This is a genomic window from Burkholderia sp. AU45251 (assembly GCF_030482905.1).
GTDB lineage: Bacteria > Pseudomonadota > Gammaproteobacteria > Burkholderiales > Burkholderiaceae > Burkholderia > Burkholderia aenigmatica.
This window is the reverse complement of the sequence record NZ_JAUJQH010000001.1, coordinates 188,297-209,079: the sequence shown is the minus strand read 5'-3', so window position 1 is coordinate 209,079 and position 20,783 is coordinate 188,297. Positions and strand designations below refer to the sequence as shown.

Here is a 20,783-nt window from a genome sequence, read left to right as displayed (position 1 = left end):
GCGACGCTCGCGGCTGCCGAAAGCCGCGAGCGCCCCGGTCGAATCTCAGTCGGACGAGCCCGTCCCGCGCGGCCGCTCGATTCCGTAAGCCTCCATCCAGCGATACAGCGTCGCACGCGACACGCCGAGCTCGCGTGCCGAAGCCGCGACGCGCCCGCGCGTGCGCAGCAGTGCGGTTTCGATCGCCTCGCGCTCGATCGACTTGCGGATGTCGGCCACCGACGGTGACGCGGCATCGAGACAGTATTCGAGTTCGAGATCCTGCGCGGTAATCAGGCGCCCTTCCGTCATCACGACCGCGCGGCGCACGCGGTTGATCAGCTCGCGGACATTGCCGGGCCAGTCGTGCTTGTAGAGCGCCGTGATCGCATCCGTCGAGAAGCCGCGCACGCGATGGCGCGCATCGCCGCGAAAGCGCTCGAGCATGTGATGCGCGAGCAGTTCGATGTCCTTGCCACGCGCGCGCAGCGGCGGCTGGTCGATACGCATCACGCACAGACGATGGAACAGGTCCGGCCGAAAGCGTCCTTCCTCCATTGCACCGCGCAGGTCGACGTGCGTCGCCGATACGATCCGGACATCGACCGGCACCGGATCGCTGCCGCCCAGGCGATGAATCGCGCGCTCCTGCAGAAAACGCAGCAGGCTCGCCTGGCTCTCGTGCGGCAGGTCGCCAATCTCGTCGAGCAGCAGCGTGCCGCCGTTTGCCGCTTCGACATAGCCGATCTTGCGCGCGTTCGCGCCGGTAAACGCGCCGCGCTCATAGCCGAACAGTTCGGACTGCAGCAGATGCGGCGGAATGGCCCCGCAGTTGACCGCAACGAACGGGCCGTTGCGGCGCTCCGAATGGCGATGGATCGCGACGGCCGTCAACTCCTTGCCGGTGCCCGTTTCGCCGAACACGAACACCGGTGCATCCGTGCGTGCGAAGCGCCGCACCGTGTCGAACAGCCGCAGCATCGCGCTGCAGGTGCCGACGATACCTTTCTCCTCCGATTCGAGACGTTCCCGGTCGCGCGCGAACAGGCACTCCATCCCGTATGCATGGCCGACCGTATCGGCGATCCGCTGGTGCGATGCGGGCAACGTGACGTAATCGAAGCAATAGTCGCGCAACAGCGCGCGCACGTTCGGCGAAGCGGTCTGACCGGCGTCGACGAGTGCGACCCAGACGACGTCGCGCATCGACGCGCAGGTCGACGCGATGCTGCCGATCGCGTCGGCATGGCCGCCGCTGAGGTCGAGGATGCCGCAGGTGATTTCGCCGGACGTTTCGCGCAGGTCGCTCGCCTGCGCGACGATCGACACTTTCCAGTCGCGTCGCGCCAGTTCCTTTCGCAGCATGACGGACGGCGACTGCGTCCAGTAAATCAGCGGACGCTGCCCGTTACCACTCCCCGCGCCGGCGCTCTTATCGCGCGTTATTGGCATATTCATAGCGAACCATCACTTTCTCCACTCCGCGAACCGTTCGCGTGCGCTGCGGCCGGCGGCGCATGGCCGCCTTTCCGCGCTGCGTTTCCGCAGCTTTGGCGAAGATCGAAACTGCACACGGCGAGAGCCCCCGGAGGTCGAGCCGGATGTCATCCGGCCTCGTTGTCATCGAACTCGAAGGGAACGCGCGGCTGCGGCAGCCACGACGTCCCCGCTTTGAGGCGACCCGCCATCCAGGCGGAGCGCGTCGGCAGACGGGAATGCCGTCGGCATGTGCGTCACGTCGTACACGACAGGTGCGCCCGATGCTGAACCGAATGGCTGCCAACCCGCTGCCGGAATGACCGCCGCATCCCATCCGCTTCTGAATTTACACCCCGTTTGGAGATGGTCTTGTTACCAAAAGATAAACCTGAATCAACCGGTTACGCGACTGGTCGCCCCGCACTACACGCGTTTGACCACTGAGATTTGATTATCTATGAGCATTCCAGTCAATCAGTGGCAAATACTACTTTTCCGCAAAATGGGGGTGGCCGATTGCCCGTGATTTCCATCGAAATCCCCAGGAAAGGCCGGCACCGCGCTCCACTCACCGCATAATCGCGCGCGCCGCCGGACGGCCGCATCGTATCGCGATGGCGCACGGCTCGCTCATCCCCCGGTCGACCGTTACACGCCGTAATCAACCGCCCCCCATCGCGCATCGAATTTCGCGGCGCCGACGCGCGGAGAAGCGCATGTCGCTCGCGCCGGTCGTCCTCCGGCGCATCGTCGCGGCCACGCGTGAAACCGGTTGTGCCGACACCGATCTCCCGCAGTGCAGCATGACGGTTCGACGCGCCACGCATAGGCCCACCGCGACGGTGCGTTGCACGCCGTCGGCGCGAATGTGGCCAGCACCTGGTTGCAATTGGCCAGGCCGCACCGCGCGACTGCCAGCAGCACCCACAGCAGATCGCTGCGGTAACGCATGCGGTCAGACAACGGCATGCGGATGAAGGACGTGTGTGCCACACGGGCACGCACGATCCTGAAGAAATTCGACGAGGCGGCACCGGGTCGGCCTGCGCGAGGCTGCCGACCGCGTGCGTGAGTATGTGCCCGGTACCGCCACGCACGACCGGCCCGTCGTGATCGCTCGCAATCTTCAAGTCCTGCCCCCGGTTCTTTATTGACATGCGATGTTGACTGGCCACGCATCGAGGCGGGCCACCAGGATCGAGGCCATTATGGAAAGGCACCGGCTGCCGCGGTGTGTGCTACCGCACTTAGCGACGCTCGCGCGGCAAGCCGCGGCTGCGCGTGCCACGCCTGCCGTGCGAATCCGGATCGTGAGTACGCTTTCGAACAGACCGACGCACGGCGCACCCGGATGATGAGGATCGCCGCGCCGCACGGAACGATCGCGTCCGTGCGGCGCGACGTGCCGAAGGCATCACGCGAGGACAGCATCATGGAATGGCATTGTTGTGAATTCGAACATCTGGGCGCCGTCGATCTCTATGCAATCCTGCGCGCGCGCAACGCCGTGCTGGTGGTCGAGGACGCGCACACGCATCTCGACATCGACGGCAAGGACGCGGGCGCGCTGCATGTCTATGCGAGCGTGCGCGACGGCGACACGATGGAAGTCGCGGCCTACGCACGCATCCTGCCCGGCGACGACATCGATCCGGACGTCGTGATCGACAAGGTACTGACGAGCGAGAGCCGTCGCGACGACGATACGCTCGAGCGGCTGATCGAGCGTGCCCTCACCGCCGCGCAGGCTGCGTGGCCCGACACCGCGGTGCGCACGCACGTGCCGGCGCCGCGCCAGGCGTTCTACAAACGTTTCGGATTCCGCAAGGCCTACGGCCCGTATCTCGAACAGGGCACGCCATTCATCGGCCTGGTCCGGCCGACCGACCGCGCCGCAGGCGCGCTGCGCAACCTGCTCACCCGGACCGTTTCGGCGCACCGGTCGCGCAACGACGATGCGCGGACCGACAGCCATGCACACACCCGGCTGCCCGCCGACACTGGAGCCAATCGATGACCCGCACCCTTCGCCCGGTTCCCGAACCCGACCTGCCGCACATCCTGCCCGTGATTCTCGCAGGCGGCTCGGGCACGCGACTGTGGCCGCTGTCGCGCGAGCAGTATCCGAAGCAGTTGATCGAGCTGGTCTCGAACGAATCGCCGTTGTCGACGACGGCGCGCCGCCTGAACGGCATCGCGAATGCGTCGCTCGGCGACACGCTGCTGCTGGTCTGCGGCGAACAGCATCGCGTCATGAGTGCCGCACAGGTGCTCGGCCGCGCGGCGCCCGCCCGCATCCTGCTCGAACCGGCCGCACGCAACACCGCGCCCGCGCTCACGCTGGCGGCACTCGACGCGAGCCAGCTCGCGGACGATCCCGTGCTCGCGGTCATGCCGGCCGACCACGTGATCGCCGACGTCGGCGCATTCCAGGACGCGATCGCACGCGCGGCGCGCTACGCGCAGGAAGGCGCAATCGTCACGCTGGGCGTGCTGCCGCGGCGCGCGGAAACCGGCTACGGCTACATCCAGGTCGGCGAGCCGCGCGCGGGCCGCCACGGCGGCCAGGGTGGCTACGCGATCGGGCGCTTCGTCGAAAAGCCCGACGCGGCGCTGGCCGAGCGCTACCTGCAATCGGGCGACTACTGGTGGAACAGCGGGATTTACGTCACGCGTGCGTCGGTCTGGCTGCGGGCGATCGGCACGCTCGCGCCCGACATCCATGCGGCCTGCGAAGCCGCATGGCGTGCGGGCATCGCCGAGGATCCGTTCTTCAGGATCGACGCGGCGGCCTTCGACGCGTGTCCGTCGGACTCGATCGACTATGCGGTCATGGAACGGCTCGCGGAACACCGCGAACTCGGCATCGAAGGCATCGTGGTACCGCTCGCGGCCGGCTGGTCGGATGTCGGCACCTGGGATGCGATCTGGGAGATCATGCCGAAGGACGATCACGGCAACGTCGCGCGCGGGCCGATCGTGTTCGAGGACACGCAGGACAGCCTCGTGCGCTCGGAGGGCCGCCTGATCGCGTGCGTCGGCATGAAGGACGTCGTCGTGATCGAGACGCCCGATGCCGTGCTGGTCGCGAACAAGCACGACGTGCAGCGCGTGAAGAACATCGTCGCGCGGCTGAAGACCGAACGGCGCCCGCAGGCGAGCGAGCACCGCAAGGTGCAGCGACCGTGGGGACACTACGATTCGATCGATCTCGGCGAACGCTTCCAGGTAAAGCGGATCGTCGTCGAGCCCGGCAAGCGGCTGTCGCTGCAGTTGCACCATCACCGCACGGAGCACTGGATCGTCGTGCGCGGCACGGCGAAGGTGACACGTGGCGATGACACGTTCCTGCTCTGCGAGAACGAGTCGACGTACATCGCGGCCGGCGAACTGCATCGCCTCGAAAATCCCGGCCGGATTCCGCTCGAAATCATCGAGGTGCAATCGGGCGACTATCTCGGCGACGACGATATCGTCCGGTTCGACGATCAGGTTGGCCGGCCGACCTGCGGACCGCAGGAACCGGATGCGTCAAAGCCTGCCGCGCGTGCCCTGCCGACGGCGAACGATGCGCGATGATCGCGCCGCTGTCGCCCGCGCGCGTCAGCGCACGACGATGGCCGCCGACACGACGTTCTCGATGAACGGCTTGCCGACCGCCTTGATGAAATAGGTGCCCGCCCGTCCGTCCGGAAGCGGCATGCTCGTCGTGTTGGCCGGATAGCGGCCGGCCAGCCTGAACGACGCAGCGCCGAGCTGCTCGTACAACTCGAGATGGTCGACGGTTTCCTGATGGGTGATCCGCACTGCCACACTTGCGCCCACCGGCTGTGCGTCGATCGCGGTACAACTGGCAATGCCGGTTTCGAGCGCGCTCCCCTCCTCATAATCGTTCCACGTAATCAACTGGACGAACGGCAACTGCTGCCGCGCGCTGTAGCGCTCGTTGATGCTCTTGAACGTTTCGAGCCAGGTCCGGCCGCACGATGGCGCGAGAAAGCGTGGCGCCGCGGCGCCCCACGGCGCCTTCGTATCGTCGAACGCGCTCCATACGCCGCCGACCGTGATCGTCCCTGGCGGCTGGTTCCGCGCGACGTTGTAGAAGCGCTCGCGATACTGCAGGTCGAACCGCGTGCCAGCTGCCTGCGGCATGGTCCGCGACACCGGCTGCGTCCAGACATACGCGCCCTTGCTGTACGGAAAATCGAAGCCTTGCACCAGCGTGTGGAGCCAGTAGATGTCGGGATACGCCGCGTGAATGCGTGCCCAGTCGGCCGGCTCGAGTGTGTCCATCCCGAACTCGGATACGACCGGATGGCCTTCGTAGCGCAGATACTGGTCCGACGTGAAATATTCGCGGCTGATGTAGGCCAGGTTGTTCAGGATCGTCGCAGTCACATCGCAGCCGCGACATGCATTGAACTTGAAGGAGCCGCTGTCGATCATGATCGAGAACGTCATCCCGGGAAACTTCGCCAGTTCAGGCATGGACGCCCGCCATGCCGTGTCGACGAAATTTCCTTGGCCGTACCAGTCGACGATCACGCCGTCGATGCCGCGCGAGCGCATGTCCGCGAAGGTACGAAAGGCCTGGCGGGGGTCGTCGGATCGATAGCCGACGTTCAGGCCGCGCGGGTCGGGCCCCCACCACGGCAGGTAATGGGCCAGCACCTGCGTCGTACTGCCCGGGTACAGCAACGTATGCACGTCGACTTTCGATATCGATGACGTTCCGGCGAGGAGCCCGTTCGACGACCCCTTGAATTCGCGGCTGGCGGACGTATTGGCCGGCGCGAGCGCCGCCACCCGCTCACCGTCATGGCAGTAGCCGTGACCGGCCGACAACGCGAGTGCGCCAAGCGCGACCGCCACGATGCGTCGATGTGCCCGCATGACATTCCTCTTCAGTGAGCCTCGCGGCCGGTCGTGTCCGGCGACGCATCCGCGCCGCGCGCCAGGGCCTGTTCACGCCCTAGTCTCTCTGCTGCCCGCCGAGCCCCATCCACGACGCAAGCTGCGCCGCGTAGTGCGCCGGCGTATAGGCCGAACAGTCGTAGTGCCGATCGGCGGTACGCAGGTGACGGTCCAGTTCGTCGAGCGCACCCGTCAGGGCGGCCGGCGAATTCCGGTACAGGATCTTGTTGCCGATCTCGCTGCCGAACGTCGACAGGCTGCCGATTTCGTGCGCGAGTACCGGCAACCCCAGCGTCGCCGCCTCGACCATGACGAGCGGCGCGTTTTCTGCCCAGACGGACGGTAAAACCAGCGCGTCGTGTGCGCGCAGTGCATGGAACAGCGCGTCGTGACCCAGCCGCCCGGCAAAGCGCAACCGTTCGGCCTGGACCAGATCCTGGTGGCGTGCTTCGAGTTCCGCGCGCAGCAACCCGTCGCCGTACAGCGTCAGGCTGCCGATACGACGGAAATCCGTCCGGCGCGCCAGTTCGATGAATTCGTGAATGCCCTTCTCCGGGGCGAGCCGCCCCACATAGGCGAGATCGAACTGCTCGCGCGCACACACGCGCGGCGGGAAAGGCTCTGCGAACTGGCTCACCGGATTCGGCAGCAACGCGCTTTTCGTGATGCCTCGCCGCGCCAGTACCGTGCGCATATACGGACTCGGACACAGGAACAGGTCGAATACGTCGCGCGGATCGCAATACGCGTACACCGCATGCCAGTGCAGCTTCTTCATCGCGTCGTAGAGGCGGCCCTTCGTGCTCGCCAGCCCGAACAGCCGCGCCGGACCCGACAGCGCCTCGACCGGAACGGGTACCGGGCGGCCGTCGCGATAGGTCAGCATGTTCGGGTTGTAGAAGACCAGATGGTAGTCGTGGCACGTGAGATACGTGCGGAATCCCTGTTCGCGGCGGCGCCGCGCGAGTACCGGCAGGATCGATTGCGTCAGCAGGTTGTGGTAGTTGTGCACGAGCACGCGATGCGGGCGCACCTCGTCCAGCAGCGCCGCCAGCGCGCTCGACGCGGCGCGGTTCCAGCTACGCACGAGCGTGCCTTCGCCCGGCGGGAAATTCGTGTCGTCGAACGAGTACACGTCGACGCCTGGAATGTTTCGCAGCACCTCGATGGAAGCCTGGTAGACCTCCTCCGCGCCCCCCTTGCGTCCCGCGTAGTCGTTGATGACGACAACGCGCGTGGCTTCCGCGCGCGAGCCGGTCGACGGGAAAACGTTCAATTCGGTATCCGGAGCGTATGTTGAACAATCCGATATCGCGGCACACCGCCGCAGCCATCAGGCACCTTTGCACTCGCCAGCATCCTCTCCACTCCGTACAGTCCATCAATGACCACGACGCCGATTCGTCCGACATTGACGGCACGCTGCCGCGTGTCGTGCCACTGCCGAGCGTCCGCCAGCGACACGAATCGCCCGGCGTGGTGCGTCCGGATGACGGGCAGGACCGCGACGACGCGCATTGCGCCGATACGGTCCAGACGTCCGGGGCTGGCGGGATTCATCGTCAGGGTCGCGCGGAGGCCGGGCCGTGTCGTCGAAGACAGTCGAGTGACTCTATCAACGTACCGGTTCACCGACTGTGCGACATCTGACACAGCCTCCGCCGGCCCGAATCACGCGGGCGATTCCGCCTTGACGATCCGCCCTGCCGGTGCGCGACGCGCATCGAGCCCCTTGACGAACTCGCTGCACAGTCCAACCACCGCGTCGGCCGCATGCGAGCTGAAGACGCTGTGATCGAGATCGTCGAGCACAACGGCGCGCGCGCCCGAAAACCGGGACAGCCGCTTGCCGCGCGGGCCGAAGTACGTCGTCATCAGGTCCAGGCTGGTGTCGTATGCGCCGCACACGAACAGCGTGCTCACCTCCTTGCGCTGCAGCGTGCGCAGGATGTCGTGCGGATCGACCGGCATCGTCTCCGTGCACGACCATCCGGCAATCCGGCGCCGCCATGCGCCGATCGTGACGGCCGCGCGCGTCGTCACGCGCTTCAGCACGAGCCGGACGAACGGCATGATCCGGCGCTTGCCGGTCAGCACCTGTTTCCATTTCTGGAGCTCGAAGAACGACGAGCGGTAACCGGCCATCGAGTTGGGGCGATGCTGGCGCAACGCGTCGGACGACAGGCCGTCGGGCATGTGGAAGCTCTGCAGGTTCACCGAGATGACGCCGGACAGCGCCCGCCCCACGAGCGCCGCGCGCAATGCACTGTATGCACCCGAGCAGATGCCGAAGGACACGACATGTCGATACCCTTGCTCCTTCAGCCAGTGGGCTGCCGTCGAGACGTCCTCGACGACCGCGCTCGAATAGACCGGCTGACGCACGTCGTCCAGCGTGCCGTCGCGTCCCGATGAACTGTCGCCGATCCCGCGGCCGTCGAAGCGCAGCGACGCGATGCCGCGCCGCGCCAGCTCCCGCGCGATCCGCACCGACAGCCGGCTATCGCCGACATGCGCGCTGGCCGACGTGTTCGTGATCAGCAGAACCGGCCCACGGTCGTGCATCGCATGCGGCATGCACAGGATGCCGAACAGGCCGGCCATGCCGAACCTGACCGGCTGTTCGCAGGCCTCCGGCGTGCGGAGCATCAGGTCGGCATCCTGGCCCGCGTTCGATACGGCACGTGGCGGCGGTGCCTGTCGGACCGTCGCGGCCGCAACCCAGTCGACCACCGCGTCGAGCACACGCGTGGGCAGGCTCGAGAACGTCGTCTCCTGCATGAACGCGGCATAGCCTTCGAAGGAACGGCGCTCGACCCTGCCGCCCAACCCTTCGAGCCGCTGGTGCAGCGATTCGCTGCCACCGGCATTCACGTCGACGATCAGCGTGCCCGACGCCGGCGCGCCTGGGCTGTCCTTCAATGCGTCGACCGCGTCGAACGCATTGAGCCGTGCGCGGAACGCCGGACTGTAGACCTGCCCGAGCACGTTGAACGGCGCGTCCTTCGGCTGCGCCTCCCGCAACCGTGCCGGCAGTTGGTCGAGCCAGATATTGCGCATGATCGACAGCTCGCGCACGTAGCTGCGCCCGCTTGCCACCGGCGCCAGCAACACGAGCTGGTCGACGTCGCATCGGCCGGCCGCTGCCAACGCGAATGCCGCGCCCAGCCGCAGGCCACACAGCGTCACCTGCGTCACGCCCGTTTCGTCGCGCAGCCGCGCGATGGCCGCGCACACGTCGTCGACGGCCGTCTCGAACTGGTCGCTCGCGCCATCGGCCCCCTCGGAATCGCCCGTGCCGCGATAATCGAAGCGCAGCACCGGCATCCCTCGGTCAGACAGGCGGTCTGCGAGGTTCCGCATGCCGCCGTGACTCCAGACGGATTCGTGTCCATAAGCGTTGCACAGGACGACGCCCCGCGTCCCGCTGCCCGGATGCAGCCATCCGAACCGCCCGCCAAATATGATCGGTCTCATTTTCTATTAGGTATCGGTGAAGAATGGTGATGGCGTCCTTCGGCCGAACTGCCGAATCGATCGGCCGCGGGACGGCAAATCGCTCGCGGAAGACGTTCCCCTTTCCGGCGGCCACGCTGCACATGCGAGGTCCGGAAGCCGGTCGTCCGCGAGTCGTTCAGGTCACGACATCGATGCCCTCCTCTACGCTGTATGGGCCCGTCACGACGGGCTGTCAGGCGGCGGCGCGATCAGCACGCGCCACCGCCCGTCGAATACCGGCATGCTGAAGTGCTGCTCGCAATAGGCGGCAAAACGCGTCGCCGCTTCCACGACGTGCTCCAGCTCCGCGGCCGGCTCGACGACGAACCGCTCGAGCCGCGCTTCGCTCATCGCAAGCGCGTCGTCGTGGAACCCGAGCCCCTCGAAGGCTGCTTCGTTCCCGACCGGCACGCAGCCGTACGACACGGCTTCCAGCACCTTCGACTTGATGCCGCCGCGCAGGAACGCGGGGCACAACGCAATGGAGCACGCGGTATAGACATCCGCCTGGGTCGGCGCGAATCCGGCGAACTCGACGTTCGGCACGGGATCGTAGCGGCCGGCCATGCGCCCGTAGATCACCAGCGGCGTCGCCGGACCGACACGTGCCCACAACGCCACCAGGTACTCGATCGCCAGCCGGTTCTGCAACTGCCGGTCCGACCCGATGAAGACGAACCGGAACGGCGCCGCCGGATGCCGCATCGGCCGCAGCGCATTCATCGGCGGCGCGATCACGTGCGCCTTCACCGCTTCGTCGTTCGTGAGCGACTGCCGCAACGCGTGCGCGTCCGCCACGGAGACGAGCGTGACGGCATGCGACGACCCGATCGCCGCCCGCTCCTGCCGCTTCAGCGCGTACGCCTCATAGCCCAGGAGCGCGTTGCGGACCAGCTTCGCGTTGGCGAGCCTGACGAACGGCCCCGGTAGCGACTTCTCCAGATATCCGGCCGACAGCGGAAAATCCTGCTCGCGCAGGATGTCGGCGCGACGCGACATCAGGTCGTCGAAATCCACGACGATCCGGCATCCGGGCACGTGGCGCCGAACCAGGATCGCGTAGTCCACGAGCCGGATGCCGTCGAAATAGATCACGTCCGGCTTGAATGCGTCGATGGCGCGAAGCAGCGCCGCCCGCTTGCGCGGATGCGAAAACATCGCCACCTGAAGCGCGCACGGCGCGCCGCGCAACACGCTCCACCCCACGCGCAGCACCGCGCCGATCTTCGCGCGGATACCGCCGTCTTCGAACACCGAGCGGATCTTGAATTCGGCCACTTCCGTGTGCTCGCCGATCGCCTTCCGGATGAAGCTCAGCGTGCGCTCCCGCCCGTTCGATACGTCCTGCGGAATGTCCCGCGTCATCACCATCAGCACCCGGCTTGTCACGAGCGACCTCCCTGTCGATCCGAAACCCTCTTGCTTGCATGCGTCGTCCGCGGATGGCGGCGCCCGCGTCCGGCCGGGTGCCGGCGCAACGGGGCCCGTGTCAGCGCGAAACCGGCCGTTCATGGACGCACCCTGTTATGAAAAAGATGGCCGAGCACGACGCACCAGAACACGACGAGCGAGACGGCAATCCCGGTCGAAGGCGCATACATCACCAGCGCGCGCGGCATGACGAACGGTGCGGCGACGATCGCCGCGACGATCAGCACCTGCTTGACCACGATGAGCCGGTAGCGGCGCACGGCCAGGAGCCACGTGCTCAGCCCCGCATCGACGAACGTGGCGATCGAGCAGCCGGTCGCGTAGATCATGATCGGCACGCCGTCGACGAACGCGGGCCCGTAAATCGTCAGGAACACCGGGCGGCCGATGAACCAGCTGCCGACCCACGCGACACAGCCGACGAGGCCGAGATACAGGCCGAGCTTCAACGCCTTGGCACGCACCAGCGACTCGGTCCGCGCCGCAAAGACCATGCTCGGCGCCAATGCCAGCGCCAGCGTCGTGCCGACCGAGTTCCACTGCTCGACCAGCGACGCCGCCGACGCGTAGATGCCGAGATCGGCCTTGGAGACCAGTACGCCGAGCAGCAGCCGGTCCATGCGCAGGACCAGCACGCTGGCCGCAATGGCCGGCCAGATCCGCAGCCCGCGCACGACCAGCGCTTTCGTGACGGCCGCGCTGCCGCGGAACGATTTCGGCGACTTCAACGCCAGCGCGCGATAGCGGCTGAACGGTGCGGCAGCCGCCACGCATGCCTCGAGCGGCCAGGCGAACGCAGCGACGACCACGCCCATCGACGCGTGCGCCGCGATGTACAGCCACAGTACGCGCACGCAGCTTGCATAGGCCCTCGCCCGCGTGATGACCCACGGCCTGGACTCGGCATAAGCCATCAACGAACCGAGCGCGATCGGCTCCACGATCAGTGCAAAGGCCGCGATCAACGTGAGTTCCGACACGCTCGACGGCCGCATGACGATCACCACGATGCCCATGAACAGCACCATGACCGCCAGCGTCAGCGTGAGCCGCAGGCGGAACGCGCGGTAGACGACCATGTGCCGCAAGCGCGGATGCTTGCCGAGGATCGGCTGGATCACCTGTGCGCCGAAAATCAGCGCAAGGCTGCCGATCACGTACGCGAGCGACAACGCGAACTGCAGCTCGCCGAACAGTCGCGCGCCGTAGATGTTCGCGAACAGGTGATTGCTCGCGATCGCCGCGAGCGCCCCGATGATCTTTTCGCATACCACGCCCGCGAACGACGAAAACAGAAGCCTGACGAACGCGTTCAAGATGCCCCCGTGCCCATCCGCTTCGCGTCGGCGTTCGCGTGCCGTGCATCGATGCAATACCACCAGACCAGCGCGATCGCCAGGTAGAACAGCGTGCGCACACCGAACAGCGTCCAGTAATCGCCTTGCTGGATCGCATAGGTCGCGTACGCAAAGATCTTCGCGAACAGCCACAGCATCACGACCCCGCCGCGCATCGCGATCCGGATCAGGATCGCGCTCGCCGCGCCGTAGATCGCCCCCGTCAACGCGACAAAGAGTGCGCCGCCCGCGTAGCCGAACCAGTAGACCGGCACCGCCACGTTACCCATCGTGAACGTGACGTCGTCGAACACGTACGCCTTCAGGATCTCGGGCGTGCCGTACGACAGCATCAGGTCGCGCAGGCCGCTCACCGGCGCACCGCTGAAGAACGTCGGCTCGGTGAACGAGCCCAGCGAACCCAGGAAGCGCCCGAACGCCGCCATGCCGCCCAGCGTCGGTGCGCTGAACAGATGCGCGTCGCCGTCCACGACGTACCACGCCTGCCCCTGTTCGAGAAAGCGCGACACCACCGTCTCCGCGATGTCCAGCCCTTGTCCCCGGTACGCATAGAACACGGACACGCTGCCGATGACGAGCGCGACGACCGAGCCGATCCCGAGGTAGCGCATCACCGGCTTGCCGTTGATCGCATGAATGGCGATGAACGGGATCAGAAACGTCAGGCACACGTGCAGTACGGCCATGAACTGCTCACCGTGCAGCGCTTCGAGCACCAGATCGGCGACGATCAGGACGACGGACACCCATCGCACGACGCGGTTCGAACTTGTGCAGAAAGTGCCGAGCAGTACGGCGACGAACGTCTGGTTGTTCAGGAACAGGTTGAACAGCGCGCTGTTCGACGCATCGTTGCGCAGCGCGTAGCGGTTGACGCCGCTCAGCACCGCGAAGCCACCCGTCAGGCCCGCCAGCGCGCCCGTCACGAGGATCGCGCCGGCCAGCCCCAACCCGAACGCGACGCTGACCGGCTGACGCGTCATCCGCGCGCGAATCGGCCCGTGCACGTCGCGCTCGTTCAGGCACCGCTCGAACGCGTACAGCGCGCACACGACGAAGATCGCGTAGAACGACAGCAGCCGGCTGAACGCGCCGTTCGCAACCCCGAAGATGTCCGTTTCCCGCAGGAATCCGCCGGATTCGATTCCCACGCCGGCAACGAACGCGGTCAATCCGATCACCAGCGGGTACAGCATCGACACGGTGAATACCGGGCGGGCGACGACCAGCGCGGCCAGCCCCGCGACCGCCACCAGCAACGTACAGGTCGCGCTCGGCTCCATCGCGCCGAGCGCCGGCAGCATCGCATTGATCGCCAGCGCGAGGATGAACAGGGTCGACACGGCCAGCCCCGCGAATGCCGCGGCCCGGCCGTCGGCCTGAATCGTTCGCGTCACCGCCTCTTTCACGCTTCCGCCCGGCCTGCGCGCGGCCGCTCAAGCACGGCCCGGTCCAGCGCGTCGTGCAATTGCGCGCTGACCGCGCGAGATGAAAAGCGCTGGGCGTTCGCCCGCCCGGCGCTCACCAGTTCGGCCCGCAGCGACGGGTCGCCCGCGACGCGTTCGATCTGCCGGCCCCATTCGGCCGCATCCATCGCATCGGCAACGGCCACGAACGACTCGCCCATCGTGTAGCGGTACACCGGCAGATCCGACGCGACGACCGGCAGGCCGACGAGCTGCGCTTCGAGCACCGTGCGGCCGAAGCCTTCGTGCAGTGTCGGCGACACGTACAGATCCGATGCCTGGAAGAAGTAGCCGAGATCCTCGTCTCCCACGTTTTCGGCGAAATGCACGGCGATTCCCGCCGGTGCGGCGATGTCCCGGCATTCGTCGCGATTGGCCTGGTTCTGTGCACTGCCCACCCGCAACACCATCACGTCCTTGCGCCCGAGCGATGCCAGCGCGCGAAACAGCGTCGCATTGTTCTTGCGCGTTTCGTCCGAACCGACGTTCAGCACGACCAGCGCCGCGTCGACGTGGATACCGAAACGCGCCAGCAGCATCGCTCGCGCCCGTTCGCGCACGGCCGCGTCGATCGGCGTATAGCTATCGTCCACCGCACTGCCCACGACCTGTATCCGGTCGGCACGGATGTGAAGGTCCGCTCGCGCTTCCTGCGCCGTCATGTCCGAGGGCACGAGCACCACGTCCGCGGTCGCGATCAACGATTGCGTGAGCCGCATGTACGCGTTCTTCAGCTTCTCGACGACGCCGCGCACCTGCTCCGGATGCGGCACGTGATGCAGCACGATGCCGACCCGGCCACCGGCCCACCGGACCAGCGGAATCATGAAGGCCAGGTCTTCCTGGTACAGCATCACGAAGTGCCCGGCGCGCGCCGCCGCGACCGCACGCAGCGGATACAGCACGAACTGCGTCCAGTAGCGCCGAAACGAGCGCGGCGCGGCCGGAATGTCGACTGGCTCCACGTCGAATTCCGCCATGGCCGGAATGAAGTCGATACATTTGAGGCTGTATCGCATGACGCCGTTCCAGCTCACCGGCCGCGGCCCGAGAAACCACACGATCCGCGCCGCATGCGCCACGCGCTGCAATTCCTTCTTGCTTGTCGCCGAATCACTCATGCGATCCGCTCCTCTCCCAATAGCATTGAATCCCCCGTTCGATCAGGCGCGCGCCGCGGCGAAGCCGGCGCTGATCCGGCGAACGCCGCGCAACGGCGACGGTTCGAAGCCGTTGAACACCAGCCCGTCGATGCGCACGCCGATCTTGCCCAGGCTGTCGAGCGCGTCCGTGATGCCGGCCGAGTTCGCAGAACCCTGGCGGGCCACCAGCAGCGTCATGTCGGCAACGCGCGACAATGCCGCGAGGTCGGCCACCGGCGAAGCGGACGGCGCATCCACGATGACCATGTCGTAGCGGCTCCGCAACGACGCGACCAGCGCGTCGAGACGCGCCATGTCGAACAGATTGCGCGTCGACGCGCCCGGTTTTCCGGCGGACAGCGCATCGAGCCGACCGTCGACGACGGTAATCGCGTCATCGGCCGGCAGCTCGCCTTTCAGTACGTCGGACAGGCCTTTCGCCGCATTGACCGGCAGATAGCGATGCAGCGCCGGCGCGCGCACGTTGGCATCCACGATCACCGTCTTGAGCCCCTTCTCCGCGTACAGGTACGCGAGATTGGCGGCAATCATCGACTTGCCCTGCGCCGGCGCCGCGGACGACATCAGCACGACCTTCGCGTCGCCGCCATACGCGGCCAGCCGGTGCCGCAACGTCAGCGCCAGGCTGTCCATCGCGTCGGCCAGCGGCACGTCGGCCGGTTCCTTCGTCGCGATGAATGCCGGCGTGCGGTTCGCATCCGCTTCGGCCTGGCGGCGCGAAGTCGGCAGAACGCCGAGCATCGGAATGCCGAGCGCCGCTTCCAGGTCGTGCGGATCGCGGATGCGCCCGGCCAGCAATGCTCGGCCCTGCGCCGCGAGAAAGCCCAGCATCAGTCCGGTCACGGCACCGGCCAGAATCACGATCAGGCGCTTCGGCCGAATCGGCTTGTCGCTGACGACGGCCTTGTCGACGATCGACGCGTTGCCGACCGTGCCGGCTTCCGCGATCTGCAATTGCTGCGTGTTGTTCAGTAGCCCGACATAGAGCTGATTGTTGACCTCGACGTCGCGCGCCAGACGCAAGTACGTCTGCTGTTGCGACGGCAGCCGCGCCGCCTTTTCCTTCAGCACTGCAGCCTGCGCGTCGAGTTCCTTCAGCTTGTTGGCCGCTGCCACGACCTGCGGTTGTCCCGGCACGTATTTCGACAACAGGTCCTGGTACGCGAGCTTGGTCTCGAGCCGCGACTTGTCGACGAACGCCAGTTGCTCGACGAGCAGCCGGATGTCGCCCTGCGCGTCGATCGAGCCCTGCTGGTTGCGAAACGCGTTCAACGCCTGTTCGGCCTGTTGCAGCCGGGCCTTGACGATCGGCATCTGCGCGTTGAGGAACGTGAGGCTGCGCTCGGCATCGTCAGCGCGGCGTCTCGCGTTGAAGTTCAGGTAGGCCGTCGCGACTGCGTTGAGCATGCGCATGGCAAAGACCGGATCGGCGTCCTCGAAATTCAGCTGCATGATGCCCGACTGCCGCTTGGTCTCGGTCACGCCCAGCTTCTTCAGGATCGCTTCGAGACGGACGTCGGTGGCGACGCGCCGCACGCGGAATTCCGCACCGGGGCGCGCAACGATCCGCGCCACGTCGACGCGATAGCCGTTGCTCGCGCTCGGCACGCCGACCACACCGCTCAGCACCTCCTGACCGCTGCGATCCTTCAGCCGAAACCGGTTGCCGTCGAGATAGTCGAACTCCAGCGCCTTGCCGACCTGCGCGGCGGGCACCTCGAACGCCCTGAACTCCAGGCGCTCGCCGCCCCATGCCCACGACGACATCCCGAGTGGCGCGTCGACGAGGCCGTTCGCGTCCTTCGGCATGAACGAACCGATGAGGCCGCCGACGATCGGAAACCGGTTCTCGACCGACACCTCGGCCTGTGCGGCCGTCGCATTCATCGCTTCCAGGACGACCGAACGCGAGCGGACGATGTCGATCTCGCCGACCACGGCCGAATTCTGGATATCGAGTGCCTTGGAGATCGACGACAGCGATCCCAGTGCGCTGGCCTTGTTCTCTTCGATCTGGATCAGCGTGTCGGCCGAATACACCGGCGTTGCCGCAATCGCATAGACGATCGCCAGCAGCAGGCAGGCCGCGAACACGGCCGCGAAGAGGCGCCCGTTGTCGAGCACGTTCTCCAGCAAATCGATCGACGACAACCGCGTCGCATTCCGGCCGGCGTGTTTCGTTTCGTTTTGATGCCCGGTAAATGCAGGTCGGTCCATCTTCATGCTGAACTCCAGAATGGAAGATCCGGCTGTCTTCGCCGCTTTACGCGCGTTGTTGTTCACGTTCATGCCTTTGAAAATCCGGCTGGAAACCCTTCAGTGCCGATCCGGGAAGCACCGCACGGGGGATCTGGATTCCCCGTGTGTTGCCGCCCGACCGGCGCAACGGCCGGCAGTCCGTTCCCGAGCCCTCGCTCGTTTCATTCCGCCAGGCAGTCGTCGATACTGCCGCCACCTACGCACCCGCAGCGGCGATTCCCTTGCCCTGCAGCGCCGCGCCGATATCGGCCAGCCGTGTGACGACGTCGGCCGCCGGATCGGCTTCCGCATGGCCGCGCTGGTCGCCCACGAACAGGAAGCGACGCCCGACGCCGGCGCGCGCGCCCGCATCGAGGTCGGACTGCTTGTCGCCGACCAGGATCGACGCGGACAGGTCGAGACCGAGATCACGCCGCGCGTCGTGCAGCATCCCCGGCTGCGGTTTCCGGCATGTGCACGCTTGCCGGTAGCGGCCCATCCCGGCCACCGGGTGATGCGGGCAGTAATAGACGCGGTCGATTCTCGCGCCCCGCTCGTCGAACCTGCGCCGCATCCAGTCCATGAACGCGACGAACTGCGACTCCGAAAAATACCCGCGGCCGATACCGGCCTGATTCGTCACGACCACCACCTGGTGACCGGTCGCATTGGCCAGCCGCACGAGGTCGAAGATGCCGTCGACGAATACGCAGTCCTGCTGCCGGTGCACGTAGCCGTAGTCGACATTGATCACGCCATCGCGATCCAGGAACAGTGCCTTACGCTTCACTGGTTCGCGTCTCCAGCATTGGCGGAATGACGGTTTGCGCACGTCGGTAGTCCGCCGGCACACCGATGTCGATAAACTCGGTGACCTCGGGAAACACACGCATGTCGAGCGATTCGACCCGTTCGCCCAGGAAGTCCTGCTCGAACGAGAATTTTTCCGGCAGCGCGAAACCGAGCAGCGTGCGCGCGTTGACGACATACGTGCCCGCGTTGATGTAGCCCTGCGCCGGGCGCTTCTCGCGGAATGCCGACAGCCTGCGCGAGCTCGCGTCGAATTCGAGCGTGCCGTAGCGCGACGCATCGTCGACCCGCGTCGCCGCCACGACGAGATCGGGGCACGTCGCGCGGTAGAACGCCGACAGCGCCTGCACATCCAGGTTCGACCACGTATCGCCGTTCATCACGATCATGTCGCGCTCACCATGGGCCTTCAGCGCGTGAACGATCGCGCCGCCGGTGCCGAGCGGCTCGTCCTCCTCGACCACGGCAATCGCGATGCCGAAGTCGCGCGACGTCACGAGCGCCTTGATCGGGCCGCTGCCGTAGCCGAGCGACAGCACCACCTCCGTCACGCCCTGCTGCCGGAGCCCTTGCAGCATCCAGCACAGAAACGGCTCGCCGTCGATCGGCGCGAGCGCCTTCGGCAGCGCGTCGCCCAGCACCGGGCGCAGCCGCGTGCCGAGGCCGCCGGCAAGGATCAGGCACGGCAGCATCGCGCTCATGCGAAGATCCGTTCTTCGACGATGCCGCAGATGATGTGGCCGCACACGAGATGCCCTTCCTGGATCTTCGGTGTCGATGCGGACGGAATCTCGATACAGAGGTCGGCACGACTGCGCATCTCGGCGGCACCAGGCCCGTTACCGGTGAACCCGACCGAGAACATGCCGGCCGTCCGGGCCACTTCCAGCGCACGGAGAATGTTGGGCGAACGCCCGGACGTCGAATACGCCCAGAAGACGTCACCGGGGCGTCCCGTCGCCTGGATCTGGCGCTCGAACAGCTTCTCGTAGCCGTAGTCGTTGCCAATCGCGGTCATGACCGAGCTGTCCACGGTCAGTGCAAATGCCGCGAGCCCCGGCCGGTCGAAGTTGAAGCGGCTGACGAATTCGCCGGCGATATGCTGCGCATCCGCCGCGCTGCCGCCATTGCCCGCGAGCAGGATCTTGTTGCCCGCGCGCAGCGCCTCCGTCACGCGCTCGGCCACCTGCTCGATCCGCGCCAGTTGGTCCCGGTCGGATACGAGCGCCGTCAGCACCGACAACGTCTGGCGAATTTCGCTCTCTACCGTGATCGTCATTGTTTCTTTCTCCACGACTGCGCACCGATATCGGTGAACGTACAGTTCAGCACCTGGCCGTTGATCCCGTTGCATGCATCCAGCGCACGCATCACGGCCGACCGATCCACCGGATCGACGAAGAACATCATGAAGCCGCCGCCGCCCGCACCAGACACCTTGCCCGCCTTCGCGCCCGCCCGCACCGCGACGCGGTACAGTTCGTCGATCATCGAGTTCGAGATGTTCTTCGCCATCCGCTTCTTCGATTCCCACGCGTCGCGCATCGACGCGGCGAACGCGTCGAAATCGGCGCGCAGCACGGCCTCCTTCATGCGAACGGCTTCGTCCTTCACTTCGTGCAGCGCGGCCAGCGAATCGGCCACGCCTTCCGCCACATTGCTGCTCTGTTCCTTGATGATGTTGGCCGACTCGCGCGAGACGCCGGTGTAATACAGCACGAGCGACGCCTCCATCTCAGCCTTGATTTCCTGCTTGATCCGCAGCGGATTGACGATCACGCGATCGCCGTAGAACTCCATGAAGTTCAGCCCGCCGAACGTCGCCGCGTATTGATCCTGCTTGCCGCCGGCCAGCCCGAGATCCTCTCGCTCGATGTCGTGCGCGAGGTGGGCGATGTCGTATTCGCCGAGCGGCAGCGACAGCAGTTCGCAGAAGGCCCTGACCAGCGCGACGACGATCGTCGACGACGATCCGAGCCCGGATCCCGGCGGTGCTTCGGAGCACGTCGTGATCGTGACGGCCAGCGGGTGGCCGCCGTGGAAATCCCGGACGATCCGGTTGTAGACGCCCACGTGCAGCCCGAGCCCGTTCCGCACTTCGAGCACCGGCGACACGGGGCCGATCCATCGGGTATCCGTATCGGCGGCGACCAGCTCGATCTTCGCGTCATCGCGCGGCGCGATCGACGCGTACGCGAACTTCTCGATCGTCACATTGAGCGCCAGACCGCCGAACCGGTCCGAATAAGGCGGCACATCGGTTCCGCCGCCGCCCAGACCCAACCGCAAAGGAGCCCTCGAACGGGCAATGAAGCGTGTCATGAAATCTCTCGCAGACAATGAGCCGGACGCCGGCACGATGCCGTTCCCGCCCCCGCACACGCCGCCGGGAATGCACGGCCACGTTCGGTGATGCCACTATGCGATAGATGTCCTGCACGCTGCGT

Annotated in this window: 16 protein-coding genes; 2 read left to right on the top strand and 14 right to left on the bottom strand. The window is 66.3% G+C overall.

What is annotated here, in order from left to right:
- Positions 1–45: 45 nt before the first annotated feature.
- On the bottom strand, positions 46–1,437 hold the full coding sequence (locus QZM67_RS00910) for a sigma-54 dependent transcriptional regulator (protein ID WP_043183473.1): 1,392 nt from the start codon (positions 1,435–1,437) through the stop codon (positions 46–48).
- A gap of 1,453 nt (positions 1,438–2,890) precedes the next feature.
- Between QZM67_RS00910 and QZM67_RS00905 the strand changes: the two genes are divergently transcribed.
- Both QZM67_RS00905 and QZM67_RS00900 read left to right on the top strand, forming a co-directional pair.
- Positions 2,891–3,475 carry a drug:proton antiporter gene (locus QZM67_RS00905; protein ID WP_301801389.1) on the top strand — a complete coding sequence of 195 codons (585 nt, stop codon included), beginning with the start codon at positions 2,891–2,893 and terminating at the stop codon, positions 3,473–3,475.
- The gene (locus QZM67_RS00900; RefSeq protein ID WP_301800290.1) at positions 3,472–5,037 is read left to right on the top strand and encodes a mannose-1-phosphate guanylyltransferase/mannose-6-phosphate isomerase; all 1,566 of its coding nucleotides are present in this window, start codon (positions 3,472–3,474) and stop codon (positions 5,035–5,037) included. The genes QZM67_RS00905 and QZM67_RS00900 overlap by 4 nt, the downstream gene beginning before the upstream one ends.
- Before the next feature lie 24 nt (positions 5,038–5,061).
- Here the strand turns inward: QZM67_RS00900 and QZM67_RS00895 are convergent, their stop codons facing one another.
- The 13 genes from QZM67_RS00895 to QZM67_RS00835 form a co-directional block, all read right to left on the bottom strand.
- Positions 5,062–6,351 carry a hypothetical protein gene (locus QZM67_RS00895; protein WP_301800289.1) on the bottom strand — a complete coding sequence of 430 codons (1,290 nt, stop codon included), beginning with the start codon at positions 6,349–6,351 and terminating at the stop codon, positions 5,062–5,064.
- 79 nt (positions 6,352–6,430) lie between these two features.
- Complete coding sequence (locus QZM67_RS00890; RefSeq protein ID WP_301800288.1) at positions 6,431–7,648, bottom strand: glycosyltransferase; 1,218 nt, start codon at positions 7,646–7,648, stop codon at positions 6,431–6,433.
- The gene (locus QZM67_RS00885; protein WP_301800287.1) at positions 7,645–7,932 is read right to left on the bottom strand and encodes a hypothetical protein; all 288 of its coding nucleotides are present in this window, start codon (positions 7,930–7,932) and stop codon (positions 7,645–7,647) included. Before QZM67_RS00885 ends, QZM67_RS00890 begins: the two co-directional genes overlap by 4 nt.
- A 111-nt stretch (positions 7,933–8,043) precedes the next feature.
- Positions 8,044–9,849 (bottom strand): alpha/beta fold hydrolase, encoded by a 1,806-nt coding sequence (locus QZM67_RS00880; RefSeq protein WP_301800286.1) that lies wholly within the window; start codon positions 9,847–9,849, stop codon positions 8,044–8,046.
- A gap of 201 nt (positions 9,850–10,050) precedes the next feature.
- Positions 10,051–11,259 (bottom strand): glycosyltransferase, encoded by a 1,209-nt coding sequence (locus tag QZM67_RS00875; RefSeq protein ID WP_175022201.1) that lies wholly within the window; start codon positions 11,257–11,259, stop codon positions 10,051–10,053.
- Positions 11,260–11,378: 119 nt separating this feature from the next.
- Positions 11,379–12,617 (bottom strand): hypothetical protein, encoded by a 1,239-nt coding sequence (locus QZM67_RS00870; RefSeq protein WP_175022202.1) that lies wholly within the window; start codon positions 12,615–12,617, stop codon positions 11,379–11,381.
- Positions 12,614–14,044 (bottom strand): DUF6418 domain-containing protein, encoded by a 1,431-nt coding sequence (locus tag QZM67_RS00865; protein ID WP_301801388.1) that lies wholly within the window; start codon positions 14,042–14,044, stop codon positions 12,614–12,616. The genes QZM67_RS00870 and QZM67_RS00865 overlap by 4 nt, the downstream gene beginning before the upstream one ends.
- Before the next feature lie 20 nt (positions 14,045–14,064).
- Positions 14,065–15,246, bottom strand: a complete 1,182-nt coding sequence (locus QZM67_RS00860) for a glycosyltransferase (RefSeq protein WP_301800285.1) — start codon at positions 15,244–15,246, stop codon at positions 14,065–14,067.
- A gap of 42 nt (positions 15,247–15,288) precedes the next feature.
- A complete protein-coding gene (locus tag QZM67_RS00855) occupies positions 15,289–17,511 on the bottom strand; it encodes a GNVR domain-containing protein (RefSeq protein WP_301800284.1) in 2,223 nt (740 codons plus the stop codon).
- 232 nt (positions 17,512–17,743) lie between these two features.
- Positions 17,744–18,316, bottom strand: a complete 573-nt coding sequence (gene gmhB / locus QZM67_RS00850) for a D-glycero-beta-D-manno-heptose 1,7-bisphosphate 7-phosphatase (protein ID WP_301800283.1) — start codon at positions 18,314–18,316, stop codon at positions 17,744–17,746.
- Positions 18,306–19,037 (bottom strand): nucleotidyltransferase family protein, encoded by a 732-nt coding sequence (locus QZM67_RS00845; RefSeq protein WP_051889867.1) that lies wholly within the window; start codon positions 19,035–19,037, stop codon positions 18,306–18,308. Before QZM67_RS00845 ends, gmhB begins: the two co-directional genes overlap by 11 nt.
- A complete protein-coding gene (locus QZM67_RS00840) occupies positions 19,034–19,615 on the bottom strand; it encodes a D-sedoheptulose 7-phosphate isomerase (RefSeq protein WP_043183459.1) in 582 nt (193 codons plus the stop codon). The genes QZM67_RS00845 and QZM67_RS00840 overlap by 4 nt, the downstream gene beginning before the upstream one ends.
- Entirely contained in the window at positions 19,612–20,658 is a 1,047-nt protein-coding gene (locus QZM67_RS00835; protein ID WP_043183458.1) for a dehydrogenase, read from the bottom strand. The genes QZM67_RS00840 and QZM67_RS00835 overlap by 4 nt, the downstream gene beginning before the upstream one ends.
- Positions 20,659–20,783 lie beyond the last annotated feature (125 nt).